Here is a 15,057-nt window from a genome sequence, read left to right on the forward strand (position 1 = left end):
CACTTGAACCGCAGGAATCACCATGACTTTTGATGCCACCAATCACGACTTTGAACGCGGCCTGAAAAATCGCCGTGAAATTCTGGGCGACGCCTGGGTCGACCGCTCGCTCGAGCGCGCCACCAACTTCAATGCCGAATTCCAGGAACTGATTACCCGTTTTGCCTGGAATGAAATCTGGGGTCGCCCCGGACTAGAAAAGAAAACCCGCCGCGCCATGGTACTGGCCATTACCATGGCTCTAGGCCGCTGGGAAGAGTTCGAACTGCATGTACGCGCCGGCTTGGTCGGGGGCACACCCGAAACCCGCCTGACCCCCGACGAGCTGAAAGAAATCATCATCCAGACCGCCATTTATGCAGGCGTACCCGCCGCCAACACCGGCTTTACCCACGCCCAGGCCATCTTGAAAGAAATCGGCGAAGAAATCGGCTATACCCTCACACCACTTAACCCAGCCGATACCTGCCACCCTGGCATTGGTCACGAACACGTTACCCAAAGCAAACCGGCACTGCACTACACCCGTCGCCCGGCCCGCAACGGTCAACCGCGTCAAACCGTCATCCTCAGCCATGCACTAGGTTGCGACCTGACCATGTGGGACCGCCTGGCCAACGTGTTGGCGGCCGAGTACGACGTCGTCTGCTACGACCATCGCGGCCACGGCTCATCCGACGCACCGGCCAGTTTGTACACAATGGAAGCGCTGGCTGATGACGCCGCTCGTCTGATTGGCGAACTCGGTTGCGGACCGGTGATCTGGATTGGCCTTTCGATGGGCGGTATGGTGGGGCAAGAACTGGCTATCCGCCGCCCCGAACTGGTGTCGAAACTGGTGATTGCCAACTCGACGTCGGCCTACCCCGATGCGGTACGCGACGTATGGCAACAACGCATTGCCACCGTCAAAGCCCAAGGCATCGAAGTCATCGCCGACGCGGTAATGGAGCGCTACTTCCATGCGGGCTTCCGTGCCGAACGCGCAGCGACAGTGGCGTCGTACCGCCGACGTTTGGTAACGACCGACGCCGAAGGCTATATCGGCTGCTGCAATGCGGTTGGCACCGTCAATACCACCGATCGCCTGCCCCAGGTCAAGGCAGCCACGTTGGTCATTGCCGGTGAACTGGACCAAGGCGCGCCGGTATCGATGTCTGAAACTATGGCTAACCAGATTCCTGGCGCCAAGCTGGTCGTCCTTAAAGACGCGTCGCATCTGGCCGTCGCCGAACAGCCCCAGGCCTTTACTGACGCCGTCCAGGCATTTTTGAACGCCTGAAACCCTAGTACAGATCGAGCACTATTCGTTTGATGCTCGACGACTGACCCCCCGCAGGATTTTCATTAAAGCCTGCGCGGGGGGGCTAAGTACCGCATCAGACCGATGCAACAGCCCCACCGGCTCTTCGGTGCCCTCAAATGCCAGCGGCAACCGGGCGAGCAACCCACGCGAAATATCATCACGCACCGCACCTGCAGACGCAAACCAGACTGCGTCGGACTGCAGCACAACCAAACGGGCAACGGATACCGACAGGGTTTCTAGACAGTTGTTGGGCAGCTTGAGCCCGCGGGCGGCCAGGTAATTTTCGGTGTTATGGCGCGGTACCGTACCCGGCGGCGACACCACCAACGGACACGCAATTAGTTGCGACAACGACAAGCCCCCTTGCAACAGAGGATGCCCCTCTCGTACCACGGCAATCAGGGGTTCGACATACAACAACTCGAACGACAACCCCACCATCATTTGTGGGTCGGCCATGCGCCCCACCGCCACATCGGATTCACCGGCCTTGAGCTTTTCGAGCAAGGCACTGTTGGTGGCCACTAGCACTTCGACCCGAACCTGAGGATACTGCTGCCGGAATTGCGTCAGGGTAATCGGCAAAATATCGGGAGCCACAGTGGGCAATGCCCCCACGATCACCGTTTCTTGGGCAGCGCTGCCGCCTTTGCCCACAGCACGAGCTGCACCGTCCAGGGCCTCGAGCACCGATAACGCGTGCGCCAGGAAATGTTCACCCTCGGGTGTCAGGCGAGCGCCAAAACGCCCACGACGCAACAGCGCGACACCCACCATCTGCTCAAGCTCGACCAACGTCTTGGAAACCGCCGGCTGACTAAGGTTAAGCCGCTCGGCCGCCTTACCCAGATTCTGCTCTTGGGCAACGGTGACAAAGCACTGCAAATGGCGCAGCCTTACCCGGTGAAGAAATCGGTCATTTTCCATAACCTGAGGTTATCAAATATTCGTCATTAATTCAATTTACATCACCCATAGCCCGCATTATGATGGCCCCACTGAGCTGCACGTCAGACCAGACAGAACAACCAGGAGAGCCCTCAATGACGACCCCTATCGACCAATTCGGCGAATTTCTGCAACGTGACCGCACGTGGCATCCGCCTGCCTATACCCCCGGTTATAAAACCAGCGTATTGCGGTCGCCGCAAAAATCGCTCATTTCCATCGAAAACGATCTGTCCGACATCACCGGCCCTCTGTTTTCGCGCGATGAACTGGGCGCCCTTGATAACGACCTGATCATGAACTACGCCAAGTCGGGCTTGCCCATTGGCGAACGTATTCTGGTGCACGGCTACCTGCGCGACGAAAACGGTCGCCCCGTTCCCAACGCCCTGATCGAGGTCTGGCAAGCCAATGCTTCGGGCCGCTATCGCCACAAAAACGACAAATACATTGCCCCTATCGACCCCAACTTCGGCGGCTGTGGTCGCGTCATCACTGACGAAAACGGGTACTACTTTTACCGCACCATCAAGCCCGGCCCATACCCATGGCGCAACGGCATCAACGACTGGCGTCCGGCCCACATCCACTACTCAATTTTTGGTACCGGTTTTGCCCAGCGCCTGATCACGCAAATGTACTTTGAAGGCGACCCGCTCATCCCCGGCTGCCCCATCGTTCGCGCCATTCCCAACGAAGACGCCGTACGCGGCCTGATCGCACAAATGGATCGCGGCGCGTTTGTGGCCCTCGACAGCATGGCCTACCGCTTCGACATCACTATTCGCGGCTCGCGCGCCACCTTGTTCGAAAACCACATCCAGGGAGCCAAATAATGAACCCGAACACGCCTGTTTACCTGAAAGAAACCGCGTCCCAAACGGCGGGTCCGTACGTTCACATTGGCCTGGCCCCCAAGCAAGCCGGCTTCGATATCTTCGAAAATAACTTTGGCAACGTGCTGGTTAAGCCCGAAACCAAGGGCGAGCGCATTCGTGTCGAAGGCCGTGTATTTGACGGCAGCGGCCACATCATCAAAGACGTGCTTATCGAATGCTGGCAAGCCAATGCGGCTGGCCGGTACAACCACCCTGCCGACAAGCAAACCGACAAGCCCGTCGACCCAAGTTTCCGGGGTTGGGGCCGTACCACGTCCGATTTCGAAAGCGGCGTGTACGCATTCGAAACCATCAAACCCGGTTCGGTCACCGGTCGTCATGGCAAACCCATGGCACCGCACATCAACCTCTGGATTGTCGCTCGCGGTATCAATATCGGTCTGCAAACCCGCATGTACTTCTCTGACGAAGAAGCCGCCAATGCCGCCGACCCGGTGCTGAACGGGATCGAATGGGCAGGTCGTCGCAAGACACTGGTCGCTCAAAAGTCCGAGAAAGACGGCCAAGTCGTTTACACGTTCGACATCTACCTGCAAGGGCCAGACGAAACTGTGTTCTTCGACGCCTGATTTAACGGCGTTATCGGGCCTTAGCCCGTAAAGTCAAAGCGGTACGTGGTCTTTAGACCCGTACCGCTTTTTTACTGACACACCCCATTTTTACTGGGCCGCGCCCAACAACATATTGATTTTGGCGGCTGCCGCCAGCAAGCGCGGCAAACACACCTCAAGCAAATAATGGGCGTCGGCTTTGTCGGCCGACCCGCTCACATTAATTGCCGCCACTACTTTGCCGCTCATGTCGCGGATGGGTGCCGCCATCGACACCAGCCCCGGTTCCAACTCTTCGCGCACCAGACTCCACCCCTGCGCCCTGACCTGCAGCAAGGTCTCGTACAACTGCTCACGATCGACAACCGTATGCGGCGTATAGGCCGTCAGCGTCATTTGTGCCAGCCGTGCCTTAAGCACGTCATCGGGCAAGGCCGCCAGCAACACCCGGCCCATCGACGAGCAATACGCCGGCAAACGACTGCCCACACCCAGATTAATAGACATGATTTTGTGGGCCGGCACGCGCAACACGTAAACCACCTCATCGCCATCGAGCACGGCGGCCGAGCTGGACTGACGCAACTGCTCAACCAGCGCCTCCATGACCGGTTGCGCACGTGTCCAGACGGGCAACGAGGTCAGATACGCGAACCCCAGTTCAAGCACCTTGGGTGTCAAACGGAACAAGCGCCCCTCGTTGGTGACGTAACCCAATGCCAGCAACGTCAACAGAATACGGCGAGCGCCAGCCCGCGTCAGACCCGTATTTTGCGCAACCTCGGACAGCGTCTGCGCCGGCGCATTGGCGCCAAAACTCCGCAGCACCGCCAGCCCCCGCGCAAACGACTGAACATAGCTGTCGCCTGGTCGCACCGCGCCGGCCGCCGATACCTCGCTATCGATAGGTAATGAAGCTTCTGACATAAAAAACCTGATTGAAATACCCGTCGCTGCCAAGAAAACAAAATGACCGGTACTGTTGCGCTCAAGTGCCCGCGACCCGAGCTGACATTGACAACCCGGGCACGTCTGATTAAGCTAGACGAAGTTAGTTCTATATACGAATATTTGTTCAATATACGAACATATTCAGAAATTTTCAACACAATGTTCGCAGGGAAAACATGATCAATAAAATTTCTCCCTCTGTCGAAGCCGCATTGGCTTCGGTACACGACGGCGCCACCATCATGATTGGCGGCTTCGGCGGTGCCGGCCAACCTGCCGAGCTTATCGACGGCCTTATCGCACACGGCGCCAAAGACCTGGTCATTGTCAATAACAATGCCGGTAATGGCGACGTCGGCCTGGCCGCACTGCTGAAAACCGGCCGTGTGCGCAAAATCATTTGCTCGTTCCCGCGTCAGGCCGATTCTTACGTCTTCGACGAGCTCTATCACAGCGGCAAGATCGAGCTCGAACTCGTGCCCCAAGGCAACCTGGCCGAACGCATCCGCGCTGCAGGTGCGGGTATCGGGGCGTTCTTCACCCCAACCGGTTTTGGTACCGAACTGGCCCAAGGCAAAGAAACCCGCGAAATCAACGGGCGCAATTACGTGCTCGAACACCCTATTTTTGCTGACTTTGCCCTTATCAAGGCCGAAGTGGGCGACCGCTGGGGCAACCTGACTTACCGCAAGACCGCGCGTAACTTCGGCCCCATCATGGCAACCGCGGCCAAATGCACAATCGCCTCGGTTCACGAAATCGCCGAACTGGGCACACTCGACCCCGAAACCGTCGTCACCCCCGGCCTTTTCGTCAAACACATCGTAAAAGTCCCCCGCACGGCTACCGGCCCGGCCGGCTTCAAAACGGCTTAAGGAATTCTGACATGAGCGAACAACAAACCATTCCTTCCTGGACACGAGACCAAATCGCCGCTCGTGTAGCGGTCGATATCCCCGACGGTGCTGTCGTCAACCTGGGAATCGGCCTGCCCACCAAAGTGGCTAACCACCTGCCCGCCGACCGCGAAGTCATCTTGCACAGCGAAAACGGTGTTATTGGCATGGGCCCCGCCCCGGCCAAAGGCGAAGAAGACTACGACCTGATCAACGCGGGTAAACTACCCGTCACCCTGTTGCCCGGCGGCTGCTTCTTCCACCACGCCGACAGCTTCGCCATGATGCGTGGCGGCCACCTCGATGTGTGCGTTCTGGGTGCGTTCCAGGTATCGGTTAAAGGCGATCTGGCCAACTGGAGCACAGGCGCACCCGACGCCATCCCTGCAGTAGGCGGCGCCATGGACCTGGCCATTGGCGCAAAAAAAACCTACGTCATGATGGATCTGCGCACCAAAACCGGTGAATCGAAGCTGGTCGAGGCCTGCACCTACCCCCTGACAGGCATTGGTTGCGTCAGCCGTGTTTATACCGATGTCGCCGTGTTCGATCTGGGCGCCGAAGGCGCACGTGTCATTGACATCGTCGAAGGTCTAAGCTTCGACGAACTGCAAGCCCTCACGCCCGTCAAACTGGTCGACGCCCGCGCCTGACGCACAAGCAAACCGTGTGATGCACGCAACGCCGCCCCGAAACGGGCGGCGTTTAACGACCTGCCAATTCGAGCATACTAGTGGCTTGCTGCCTGAATGCTTTGGGCGACACGCCCACGTGCCGTTTGAAAAAGCGCGTGAAATAGGCTGGGTCGGTAAAACCTAGGGCATACGACACCACACTGACCGTCATAGTGGTGTAAACAAGGTCGCGCTTGGCGGCCAGAATAATGCGCTGATGAACAAGCGCCAAGGCCGATTGGCCCACCCATTGCCTGCACAGCAAATTAAGATAGGCCGCAGTAATGCCGATGGCCTGCGCATATTGCTCTACAGACCAGCCTTCAGCGTAATGGCGCTCTATCAGCGCCCCGAACTGCCTGAAATACTCACGCCCACGATCTTCAGGACGCGCCTGGCCAACACGGTTGTTAGCCGTTTGCCGACTGATCCAGATAAAAATGCCCTGCAGCAACGACTCCATCAGGCGTTCCCGGTGCAATGCGGCGCCACGGTACTCGCGATCCAGCAATGAGAAAGCCAGGTCTACTGAGGCGTCGATCTCCACATCGAGCGGGTAGATTTCCGGGACCAGCAAGCCACTGTCGACCGCACCCAACGTTGACAGCAGCGTGTCGACCAAGGGGTGAGCCATCGTCACGACATGCCCCTGGGCATTGGGCGCAAAACGAAACCCATGCACGCACATTTGCGGCACCAACACCACATGGCCCGGCTGCATATCGTGCACATGATCATCCAGACCAACACGGGCCGTCCCGCCCTTCAGGTACAGCAACTGCACCAACCCATGATGCTGGTGCAGCTTGATCTCCCAGTCGTGCAGGCGGCTGCGGTCAGCGATCAGCTCGCAATGCACCATGTCCGGCGTCAGCCACTGGTCGCTTTCGCCATACAACTTGTAAACCGGCACACGAGACGTTGCCAGCGGTGTGGATGTCGAAGGCAGCGTAAGCGTTGCCGTCGGCGGCTGTGCCACAGACTGTGATGAAACCGGGTTATTTTGCATCATTAATACAAGCGACTAGCTAGGGTTCACCCTAGTATTCCTTATTTTTCAGTATGTTGAACCAAAAGTTCATATATTTATTTTCGAAAAGTGCAATTATTATAGGCAAATATCCATTCACTTCATGGCCCATAAGGCGCAACATAGTGCCATTCCAGTGACCACCACAGGTTTGTACTGGGGCACTCTCAGGAGCCATCATGAAAAAAATGAAAACACAAGTTGCCATTATCGGAGCAGGTCCGTCGGGCCTGCTGCTGGGTCATCTGTTGCACTTACAGGGCATCGACACTGTCATCCTTGAACGCAAATCGCCCGAATACGTCCTTAGCCGCATTCGCGCCGGCGTGCTCGAACAAGGCTTGGTCGACCTGCTACGCGAAGCCAAGGTCAACGAACGCATGGATCGTGAAGGTATGGTCCACGAAGGCGTCTCGTTCAGCTTCAACGGCGAACAGCGTCGCATCGACTTCAAAAAATACGCCGACGGCAAAACGGTCATGGTGTACGGCCAAACCGAAGTCACCCACGACCTGATGGACGCGCGCAAGCAAAGTGGCGCGCTATCTATCTACGAAGCCGATGACGTCCAACCGCATGATTTCTACACCGACAAGCCCCGCATTACCTTTTCCAAAGACGGCGAAACCTTCGAGCTTGAGTGCGACTACATTGCCGGCTGCGACGGCTACCACGGGGTCGCCCGCCAATCGGTACCAGCCGACAAAATCAAAACCTTTGAACGCGTCTACCCCTTTGGCTGGCTGGGTATCTTGTCGCGCACACCGCCCGTCGACCACGAACTGATTTACGCCAACCACGAAAACGGCTTTGCCCTGTGCAGCCAGCGCAATGCCATGCTCAGTCGCTACTACGTTCAGGTGTCGCTCGACGACAAAATCGAAGACTGGTCCGACGACCGCTTCTGGGGCGAACTTAAAACACGCCTGCCCGAGCAGGTCGCCGATCGCCTGGTTACTGGCCCATCTATCGAGAAAAGCATCGCCCCGTTGCGCAGCTTTGTGGCCGAGCCCATGACCTTCGGCCGTCTGTTTTTGGTCGGCGACGCCGCACACATCGTGCCGCCCACCGGCGCCAAGGGCCTGAACCTGGCCGCCAGCGATGTATCTACCTTGTATCGCATTTTGACCAAGGTCTATAAAGAAGGTCGTGCTGACTTGACGGCCAAGTACTCGGAAATCGCCCTGCGTCGTATCTGGAAGGCTGAGAGGTTCTCGTGGTGGATGACGTCGATGCTGCACAAGTTTTCCGACGACGCCTTCGGCAAGCGCATGCAACTGGCCGAACTTGAGTACTACACCACTTCGGATGCCGGCTTGCGTAATATTGCCGAAAACTACGTCGGCCTGCCCTACGAGCCTATCGAATAAAGGCATACGCGGTGCCGCCGGCAAGGGGCGCCGCAAAAGCGCAACGTGCACGGCTTAGCCGCAAAAGCAGACCACGCACAAAAACGCCTGGGCCCCGTTGCAATTTAGTATTTGCAACGGGGCCCAGGCGTTTTACGTATTAACGATTACTTCTGTGCGGCGTAACGCGCAGCGCTGTCGGTAATCTCTTTGCGGGCGGCTTCGGCGCCGTCCCAGCCCTTGACCTTGACCCACTTGCCTTTCTCGAGGTCTTTATAGTGCTCGAAGAAGTGCTGGATACGGGCCAGATCTTCTGCAGGAAGATCTTCGGGCGTCTGGATATGACGGTAAGGCGGGTAAAGCTTGTCGACCGGAACAGCCAGTAACTTGGCGTCACCACCCGCTTCGTCGTCCATGTTCAGAACACCGATGGCACGGCAGCGAATTACCGCACCGATCTGGATGGGGAACGGAGCAACAACCAACACATCAACCGGGTCGCCATCGTCGGAGATGGTTTCTGGAATATAACCATAGTTGGCCGGGTAATGCATGGCAGTCAGCATGAAACGGTCGACAAACACCGCGCCCGAATCTTTATCGACCTCGTATTTGACCGGGTCGGCATTCATGGGAATTTCGATAATGACGTTGAATTCGTCAGGCAATTTCGAGCCCGCAGGCACGCGATCTAAACTCATGATTTCAAACCTTAAACAATAAGAAATACGCTAACAAAAATCTGTTTTGAACTACCCGCCTAGCGGTGCTCGCCACCTTTGGGACGGTCGGAGGTTTGCGACACATCGACCCCGGGTATCGGCGCACTGTCAAAATACTCGTCAAAATCCCCCACAGGCGTTTGAGCATAGCGGGACGACTTGCCCGCTTCGGCAGGCTGAGTGGCTGTCGCAGCCGTATCGTCGAAATAATCGGCTGCACTGGCTGCAACAGGCGGCGCATCAGACACAACAGGCTCGATAGACTCGAGGTTATCGACGTCGACCAATGACGGGTCGGCGCGCGTATCGGCCGGCGGCAACACAGTACTCGCCTGCAAAGGCAGCAAGGCACCTGTTACGCCTGAAGCCTGGCGCCAGTGTGTCATGGCATCGTCCGTACGGCCTAAACGATCGTACAAGCTGCCCAACAAGGCATGAATACGCGCATCACTGCGGATCAACATGCTGCGTTGCAAGTAGCGCTCACCAGGGCCCCACAGCTGACCGGTCAGGCACAATTGCCCCAATGTCGTCAGCAAGGCAGCATCGTCAGGATGGGTTTTCAGCCAGACCTCGGCTTTATTGATGCGGCGGCTGACCAGTTCAGGCGAACACTGCGCATACGCAGCCAGCAAGCGCGCGTCGAGTTGAACCGACAGGGCTGACTCAAGAATTTTCCCGGCTTCTTCATCGTGCCCACCCAATTGACGGACGTGCGCAGCAGCCAAGGCAATTTCAGGCAAGTTTTTTTCGTCGCCTTTAAGTTCGCCCCAAATAGTACGAAAGCCATCCGGACCGGCAGCACGCAGACGCTCGGACGCGGAAAGCGCGATAAGCGGCATAGCCTGCGCGCGATCAATCGCTCCACGACGCATCAGTTGACGGGTCAGCTCGAACACTTGATCAAAATTACCCAATTGCTGATGCGCTTTCAGCAGCAAACGGGTCGCATTGACGTGCTTGGCACTACCATCGTGCAAAGGCTGCAACAGGCCCAGCGCCTCTTGAGCACGATTCTGGTCAAGATACATTTCGGCCGCAGCCGTAGCCCAGGCTTCTTTCAGGCGGCCATCTTTGGCGGCGGCGGCTTGCGCAAGCCCCAGTGCCTCGTCACGACGGGCGATTTCGCCCTCGTGGTGGCAGGCACGCGCCAGCGCCAAACCTGCCAATACACGCGTATTGACGGAACGCGTACGTGCCAGCAAGCGCGACAATTCTTGTTCGGCTTGCGCATAACGGCCCTCTAGCACCAGCAACCAGCCTTTTTCAAGTTGTTCGTGATCGCGTTTACGTGCGCGCGAACCACGCCACGAACGAAAGCGCTCAGGGCCTGACGAAAACCAGGCCAGAACACGCAACACAATATAAAAAACGACAAACGCGGCAACCAGCAACAAAACGGCCAGCGTCAGCGAGAGTTCGATGCGCCACGGCTGCGCAACGATAAGAACGTTGCCACTATGCTCTTTAAGCACAACGCCAAGCGCCACGGCCAGCGCTAGAACAATCAGAGTCCAGAACCAGGTTCTCATGCCTTACCCCCGAACAACGGCCAAAGCCGAACGGACCGCAGATACGGATGCCCCATCGGCAGGTTGCGCGGCAGCGGCGGGTGCAGACGGCGTCTGGGCGGGAGCTGACGCTGGCTCAGGCTCTTGGCCGGATGCTGGCATACCTGTTTGCGCCGGTGCGGACGTGTCAGGCGAACGCGCTTCGGCAGGTGAAGGTACAGATTCGGCTTCCGGTGCCTCGAGGGATGAGGGGCTGCGACGGCGCTCGAGAGCCTGTGCGCTTTCCTGGCGTAGGGTTTCAAGCACCTGCAGAGTTTGCGCCGGTGCTGGCAGCTTAGCATCGACGGGGGTATCGACCAGACGTGACGCCAGCAAAGCGGCACGCTGTGTTAACGGTGATTGCTTATCGAAATGCGATTGCAGTGCCTGGCCAACAGCCTGCATCTCGGTCTTCCAGACCTCGGGCTGACGCATCATTAGCGCAAGCTGCGCCGTCATAAGACGCAGACGAAGCGTGAGGCGCAACTGATCGGCCTGATCGGGCGAAATGAGTAGGGCCGATTCGTTATCGACACGACGAACACTAATAAAACCGGCCAGGTCGTGCCGTACCACGCCCCAGGCCTGATTGGCCCAGTGCGCGCCGGCGTCCAGGCCATTACGCCACCAAGGCGCGTTAGGGTCAGAATGGAACTCAGGCGATGCCTGGGACGGCTTTAGCGCGGCGTCGCGTTCGGAGGTATCTATTTGCGGCGCGGCGTCGTCGGGAACCAGCAACGGGGCCTGACTGAGTAGCCCGCCCAATTGCTCGAGCTGGCGTGACACCGAGGCAACGTCTACGGTCGCCGCCGCACGCAGGCGCTCAAGATCGCCATTAAGCGTTTGCTGCAAAGAAGCCAGCGCTGGGCGGTTGGCGCGTGCCAAACGAGCCTGGGCAGTTTCAAGTGCAACGACGGCATTGGCCACATTGCCGCCCAACAAAATTTGTTGATTGGCAATAGAAACCAGATGGTCGATATCGTTCAGCAAGACCAGATCGGAGCCGCTGTCGGTGAGTACCTGAAACGCCTGATCGAGACTGCCGATTTGCGACTGCAGTTCGCCCACCTGCGATTGAAGTTGAGCCAATTGCGCAGCTTGAGCATCGGCCACGGCTTGCGCCTGACGTGCAAGCTGATCGGCCTGCCCGGCCGCCGCCTTGCTTTGGGCAAGCTGCAGCGTAATGTTCTGATGGGCTTGCTGCCATGAGTGGTACTGAAACCAAGCAACACCCGCAAGCACCACAACCAGTACAAGCAATACCACGACGACCGTTGTGCCGCCCGAGCCCTTGCGCCCTTTGGACGCCTGCGGCGTGGAAGCTGCCTTTGCAGCATTGGCCTTTGCGGTATTTTTATTATCTTGGACTATATCGCCAGGGGCCTGGTCGGTAGATGAAGAAGCTTTAGGTTCAGTCATGGCTAAATTCTAATCGTTAGCGCCTTTGAAACCGGCGCGGTCTTATCGGGCCACTGCGACCAAGGCATCGGCCATGGACGCATTGTCTGTAGCGCATAGTGTAACCGCTGGCTGGGCGTCAGCGCCGCAACACACCGTAATTTGCGATTTTAAACGCTGGGCAATGCGGTCATGGATAGCCACGAAACGTGCATTGGCCATCACCTTCAATAGCTGATGCCGACGCAGCTGATCGAAAATAGCATCGACACCGTGCACACTGGTCAACAGCCATATTGTGGGCTGCCCCCGATCGGCCATTGCAGCCAGCTGCAATACTTGCTCGGGCGTCCAGGCGGAAGGCAACCGCGCATAGCTGGCATGACGCACGACCTGAACACCGGCACGCACAAGCTGTTCGCCTAGCCAATCGCGGCCCGCCTGACCTCGCACAATCAAAGCGCTTTGAATTTCTGGCAGATGCGGCTGCAGCACCTGCCACAAACCTTCAGAGTCGTGCGATGCCCCCTGCGGCGGGGCTAGAATCCGCGCCGACAGCCCTTGATTGAACTGGGCCAACGCCACCGCCGTTGACGGGCCGACGGCAGCCAGGTATTTGGGGCGGTGGCCCTGCGACCGAGTCGGTTCGAACGACATCTGTAGTGGTGTTCGAGCGGAAGCTTGACCTAATACTGCCGTTCCCTTGCCGCCCATCGCAGATGCGCCTAAAAGCTGCGCCTGTTGCCACTGATACGACGTAAGCGCGATGCGGCTAACAAAAACTACCAAATCAAAATTTTCGAGCGCCGAAAACCCGACCGGATCGGGCTGAGCCGGGTGTATCTGCAGGGCGGGAAGATCGAACACCATCAAGCCCTTGGCTTGAAGCACCGCGGCCAACGGTGCATTCTTGCCTTCAGGCCGGGTTAACACAACCAAGGGCGAATCAAGTCCCCTCATGCGAAGCGCTAATTAGACGGCGGCTGCGCTTGCTGCAGCCGATCGAGAATCGGCTGTGCACCCTTTTGCAATAACTCGCGCGCGACCTGCTCGCCCAGTTGCAACGCTTGAGCCACAGGCGCACGACCTTGCGCACTGATGACCTGGCTGCCATCGGGTTCGGCCACCAGCGCATCGACGCGAATGATATCGCCTTCGAGCTGAGCAAATGCGGCCAGAGGCACCTGGCATGAGCCCCCTAGAACGCGCGACACTGCGCGCTCGGCCTGTGCCCGGGCGGCCGACTGGGCGCACTGCAACGGTGCCAGCCATTGCGCTAGGTCGGCTCGGTCGGCCATGACTTCGATGCCCAACGCGCCCTGCCCAGCGGCCGGCAAACTTTGCTCAGGCTCGATACACGACCGGATCCGGCTTTCGAGGCCCAAACGACGCAACCCGACGGCGGCCAAAATAATGGCGTCGAACTCGCCCTTGTCGAGCTTGCCCAGACGGGTGTCGAGGTTGCCACGCAGCGGCTTGACCTGCAGATGCGGATAAGCCGCACGAATTTGCGATTCGCGCCGCAAGCTGGACGTACCCACGACAGCACCGGCCGGCATATCGGCCAGAGTGGCGTACTGATTCGACACAAAGGCGTCGCGCGGATCATCACGTTCGAGAATGACGGCCAGCGAAAACGGCAAGGTCAATTCGACGGGCACGTCTTTGAGCGAGTGCACAGCCAAATCGGCACGGCCATCGAGCAAGGCATTTTCGAGTTCTTTGACAAACAACCCCTTGCCGCCCACCTTGGACAGCGAACGATCGAGAATCTGATCGCCGCGAGTCGTCATTTCGAGCAGGCTAACATCGCAATCGGGGTATAGCTTTAGAAGAAGGTCGCGCACATGATAGGCCTGCCACAAAGCCAGCCGGCTGGCCCGAGTCGCAATTACCAGTTTGCGAGGAGATGCTGTCATATGCTGATTAACCTGCGAAATAAGACAATGCAATGTAGGCAACAATACCTATCAGCGCCAAAATGCCCAGCCCCTGCAACAGGGTCAGTCCTTTGTCACCTTCTTTTTGTTTAAACAGGCCCATGTGATTTCCCCTGAGTAGCCACTTTACGTGACGCAATAAATTTACCTACCAAAACAACGGCCAGCGCGCCGACGATTTCGGCACTGTACTTAACCAATGACGTTGGTTGACCGAACTGATCGGTAAGAATGACGTCGGTTACCAGCATGCCGCCGGCAATCCAGCCCAGCAGCGCCGCACCCAGCGTAATGACCAGCGGAAAGCGATCGATAAGCTTGAGCACCAAGGTGCTGCCCCAGATAATAATGGGCACGCTGAGCAACAAACCAAAAATAACATAGCCCATTTGATGGTCGGCCGTTGTGTTCTGGGCCGCACCAGCAATGGCGATGACGTTATCCAGACTCATGACGAAGTCGGCCACCAGAATGGTTTTAACCGCCGCCCAAACCGATTGGCTGGCCGTAATATTGCCATGGTGATCTTCGTCGGGAATCAGTAACTTGACTCCGATCCAGACCAGCAAAATGGCGCCGGCCAACTTCAGGAACGGAATACCGAGCAGCGTGAGCGCAAAGAAAATCAGCACCACACGAAGGAAAATCGCACCTGCGGTGCCCCACAAGATACCTTGCAAGCGCTGACGCGCCTCGAGCTTGCGACACGCCAGTGCAATAACGACGGCGTTGTCTCCCCCGAGCAAGATATCGATCATCACGATCTGGAACAATACACCCCAGTGCAGCGATTCGAAAAACTCGACCATTTGACGTCCTGATTACCCGACAAAGCGGGCA

Annotated in this window: 15 protein-coding genes; 6 read left to right on the forward strand and 9 right to left on the reverse strand. The window is 57.7% G+C overall.

Translation table 11 applies throughout. The annotated features are described in order from the left end of the window. Positions 1-22: 22 nt before the first annotated feature. A complete protein-coding gene (locus CHR62_RS12780) occupies positions 23-1,282 on the forward strand; it encodes an alpha/beta fold hydrolase (protein ID WP_123661173.1) in 1,260 nt (419 codons plus the stop codon). Positions 1,283-1,303: 21 nt separating this feature from the next. Here CHR62_RS12780 and pcaQ read toward each other — a convergent pair whose 3' ends face one another. Next, entirely contained in the window at positions 1,304-2,236 is a 933-nt protein-coding gene (gene pcaQ, locus CHR62_RS12785) for a pca operon transcription factor PcaQ (protein WP_093970293.1), read from the reverse strand. A 116-nt stretch (positions 2,237-2,352) separates the two neighbouring features. Here pcaQ and pcaH point away from each other — a divergent pair, with 116 nt between their 5' ends. After that, entirely contained in the window at positions 2,353-3,093 is a 741-nt protein-coding gene (gene pcaH, locus CHR62_RS12790; protein ID WP_093970294.1) for a protocatechuate 3,4-dioxygenase subunit beta, read from the forward strand. Then, positions 3,093-3,725, forward strand: coding sequence for a protocatechuate 3,4-dioxygenase subunit alpha (pcaG, locus tag CHR62_RS12795; RefSeq protein WP_093970295.1), 633 nt, complete (start codon positions 3,093-3,095; stop codon positions 3,723-3,725). Before pcaH ends, pcaG begins: the two co-directional genes overlap by 1 nt. Before the next feature lie 90 nt (positions 3,726-3,815). On the opposite strand, the gene CHR62_RS12800 is transcribed toward pcaG, so the two are convergent. Continuing rightward, positions 3,816-4,634, reverse strand: a complete 819-nt coding sequence (locus tag CHR62_RS12800; RefSeq protein WP_123661174.1) for an IclR family transcriptional regulator C-terminal domain-containing protein — start codon at positions 4,632-4,634, stop codon at positions 3,816-3,818. A 200-nt stretch (positions 4,635-4,834) separates the two neighbouring features. On the opposite strand from CHR62_RS12800, the gene CHR62_RS12805 reads away from it, so the two are divergent. Beyond that, positions 4,835-5,533 (forward strand): 3-oxoacid CoA-transferase subunit A, encoded by a 699-nt coding sequence (locus CHR62_RS12805; protein ID WP_123661175.1) that lies wholly within the window; start codon positions 4,835-4,837, stop codon positions 5,531-5,533. A gap of 11 nt (positions 5,534-5,544) precedes the next feature. Continuing rightward, entirely contained in the window at positions 5,545-6,207 is a 663-nt protein-coding gene (locus CHR62_RS12810) for a 3-oxoacid CoA-transferase subunit B (RefSeq protein WP_199722944.1), read from the forward strand. A 52-nt stretch (positions 6,208-6,259) separates the two neighbouring features. Here the strand turns inward: CHR62_RS12810 and CHR62_RS12815 are convergent, their stop codons facing one another. Then, complete coding sequence (locus CHR62_RS12815; protein WP_123661176.1) at positions 6,260-7,240, reverse strand: helix-turn-helix domain-containing protein; 981 nt, start codon at positions 7,238-7,240, stop codon at positions 6,260-6,262. Positions 7,241-7,446: 206 nt separating this feature from the next. Here CHR62_RS12815 and pobA point away from each other — a divergent pair, with 206 nt between their 5' ends. After that, the gene (gene pobA / locus CHR62_RS12820) at positions 7,447-8,628 is read left to right on the forward strand and encodes a 4-hydroxybenzoate 3-monooxygenase (protein ID WP_123661305.1); all 1,182 of its coding nucleotides are present in this window, start codon (positions 7,447-7,449) and stop codon (positions 8,626-8,628) included. A gap of 146 nt (positions 8,629-8,774) precedes the next feature. Here pobA and ppa read toward each other — a convergent pair whose 3' ends face one another. The 6 genes from ppa to CHR62_RS12850 form a co-directional block, all read right to left on the reverse strand. Beyond that, positions 8,775-9,308, reverse strand: coding sequence for an inorganic diphosphatase (gene ppa / locus CHR62_RS12825; protein ID WP_093970299.1), 534 nt, complete (start codon positions 9,306-9,308; stop codon positions 8,775-8,777). 59 nt (positions 9,309-9,367) lie between these two features. Next, positions 9,368-10,861 (reverse strand): heme biosynthesis HemY N-terminal domain-containing protein, encoded by a 1,494-nt coding sequence (locus tag CHR62_RS12830; protein ID WP_123661177.1) that lies wholly within the window; start codon positions 10,859-10,861, stop codon positions 9,368-9,370. 3 nt (positions 10,862-10,864) lie between these two features. After that, positions 10,865-12,298 carry a uroporphyrinogen-III C-methyltransferase gene (locus CHR62_RS12835; protein WP_123661178.1) on the reverse strand — a complete coding sequence of 478 codons (1,434 nt, stop codon included), beginning with the start codon at positions 12,296-12,298 and terminating at the stop codon, positions 10,865-10,867. 42 nt (positions 12,299-12,340) lie between these two features. Next, a complete protein-coding gene (locus CHR62_RS12840) occupies positions 12,341-13,237 on the reverse strand; it encodes a uroporphyrinogen-III synthase (RefSeq protein ID WP_123661179.1) in 897 nt (298 codons plus the stop codon). A gap of 8 nt (positions 13,238-13,245) precedes the next feature. Continuing rightward, complete coding sequence (gene hemC / locus CHR62_RS12845) at positions 13,246-14,196, reverse strand: hydroxymethylbilane synthase (protein WP_123661180.1); 951 nt, start codon at positions 14,194-14,196, stop codon at positions 13,246-13,248. Between the two features lie 110 nt (positions 14,197-14,306). Then, a complete protein-coding gene (locus CHR62_RS12850) occupies positions 14,307-15,026 on the reverse strand; it encodes a TerC family protein (RefSeq protein WP_123661181.1) in 720 nt (239 codons plus the stop codon). Positions 15,027-15,057 lie beyond the last annotated feature (31 nt).

The organism is Pusillimonas sp. NJUB218, assembly GCF_003788685.1.
Taxonomy (GTDB): Bacteria; Pseudomonadota; Gammaproteobacteria; order Burkholderiales; family Burkholderiaceae_B; genus Neopusillimonas.

Bases quoted from the DNA above. Each gene is read 5' to 3' on its own strand.
- CHR62_RS12840 (WP_123661179.1), bottom strand. From the start codon at position 13,237: ATGAGGGGACTTGATTCGCCCTTGGTTGTGTTAACCCGGCCTGAAGGC.
- hemC (WP_123661180.1), bottom strand. From the start codon at position 14,196: ATGACAGCATCTCCTCGCAAACTGGTAATTGCGACTCGGGCCAGCCGG.
- CHR62_RS12815 (WP_123661176.1), bottom strand. From the start codon at position 7,240: ATGATGCAAAATAACCCGGTTTCATCACAGTCTGTGGCACAGCCGCCG.
- CHR62_RS12830 (WP_123661177.1), bottom strand. From the start codon at position 10,861: ATGAGAACCTGGTTCTGGACTCTGATTGTTCTAGCGCTGGCCGTGGCG.
- CHR62_RS12835 (WP_123661178.1), bottom strand. From the start codon at position 12,298: ATGACTGAACCTAAAGCTTCTTCATCTACCGACCAGGCCCCTGGCGAT.
- ppa (WP_093970299.1), bottom strand. From the start codon at position 9,308: ATGAGTTTAGATCGCGTGCCTGCGGGCTCGAAATTGCCTGACGAATTC.
- CHR62_RS12805 (WP_123661175.1), top strand. From the start codon at position 4,835: ATGATCAATAAAATTTCTCCCTCTGTCGAAGCCGCATTGGCTTCGGTA.
- CHR62_RS12780 (WP_123661173.1), top strand. From the start codon at position 23: ATGACTTTTGATGCCACCAATCACGACTTTGAACGCGGCCTGAAAAAT.
- pcaQ (WP_093970293.1), bottom strand. From the start codon at position 2,236: ATGGAAAATGACCGATTTCTTCACCGGGTAAGGCTGCGCCATTTGCAG.
- pcaH (WP_093970294.1), top strand. From the start codon at position 2,353: ATGACGACCCCTATCGACCAATTCGGCGAATTTCTGCAACGTGACCGC.
- CHR62_RS12800 (WP_123661174.1), bottom strand. From the start codon at position 4,634: ATGTCAGAAGCTTCATTACCTATCGATAGCGAGGTATCGGCGGCCGGC.
- CHR62_RS12810 (WP_199722944.1), top strand. From the start codon at position 5,545: ATGAGCGAACAACAAACCATTCCTTCCTGGACACGAGACCAAATCGCC.
- pobA (WP_123661305.1), top strand. From the start codon at position 7,447: ATGAAAACACAAGTTGCCATTATCGGAGCAGGTCCGTCGGGCCTGCTG.
- CHR62_RS12850 (WP_123661181.1), bottom strand. From the start codon at position 15,026: ATGGTCGAGTTTTTCGAATCGCTGCACTGGGGTGTATTGTTCCAGATC.
- pcaG (WP_093970295.1), top strand. From the start codon at position 3,093: ATGAACCCGAACACGCCTGTTTACCTGAAAGAAACCGCGTCCCAAACG.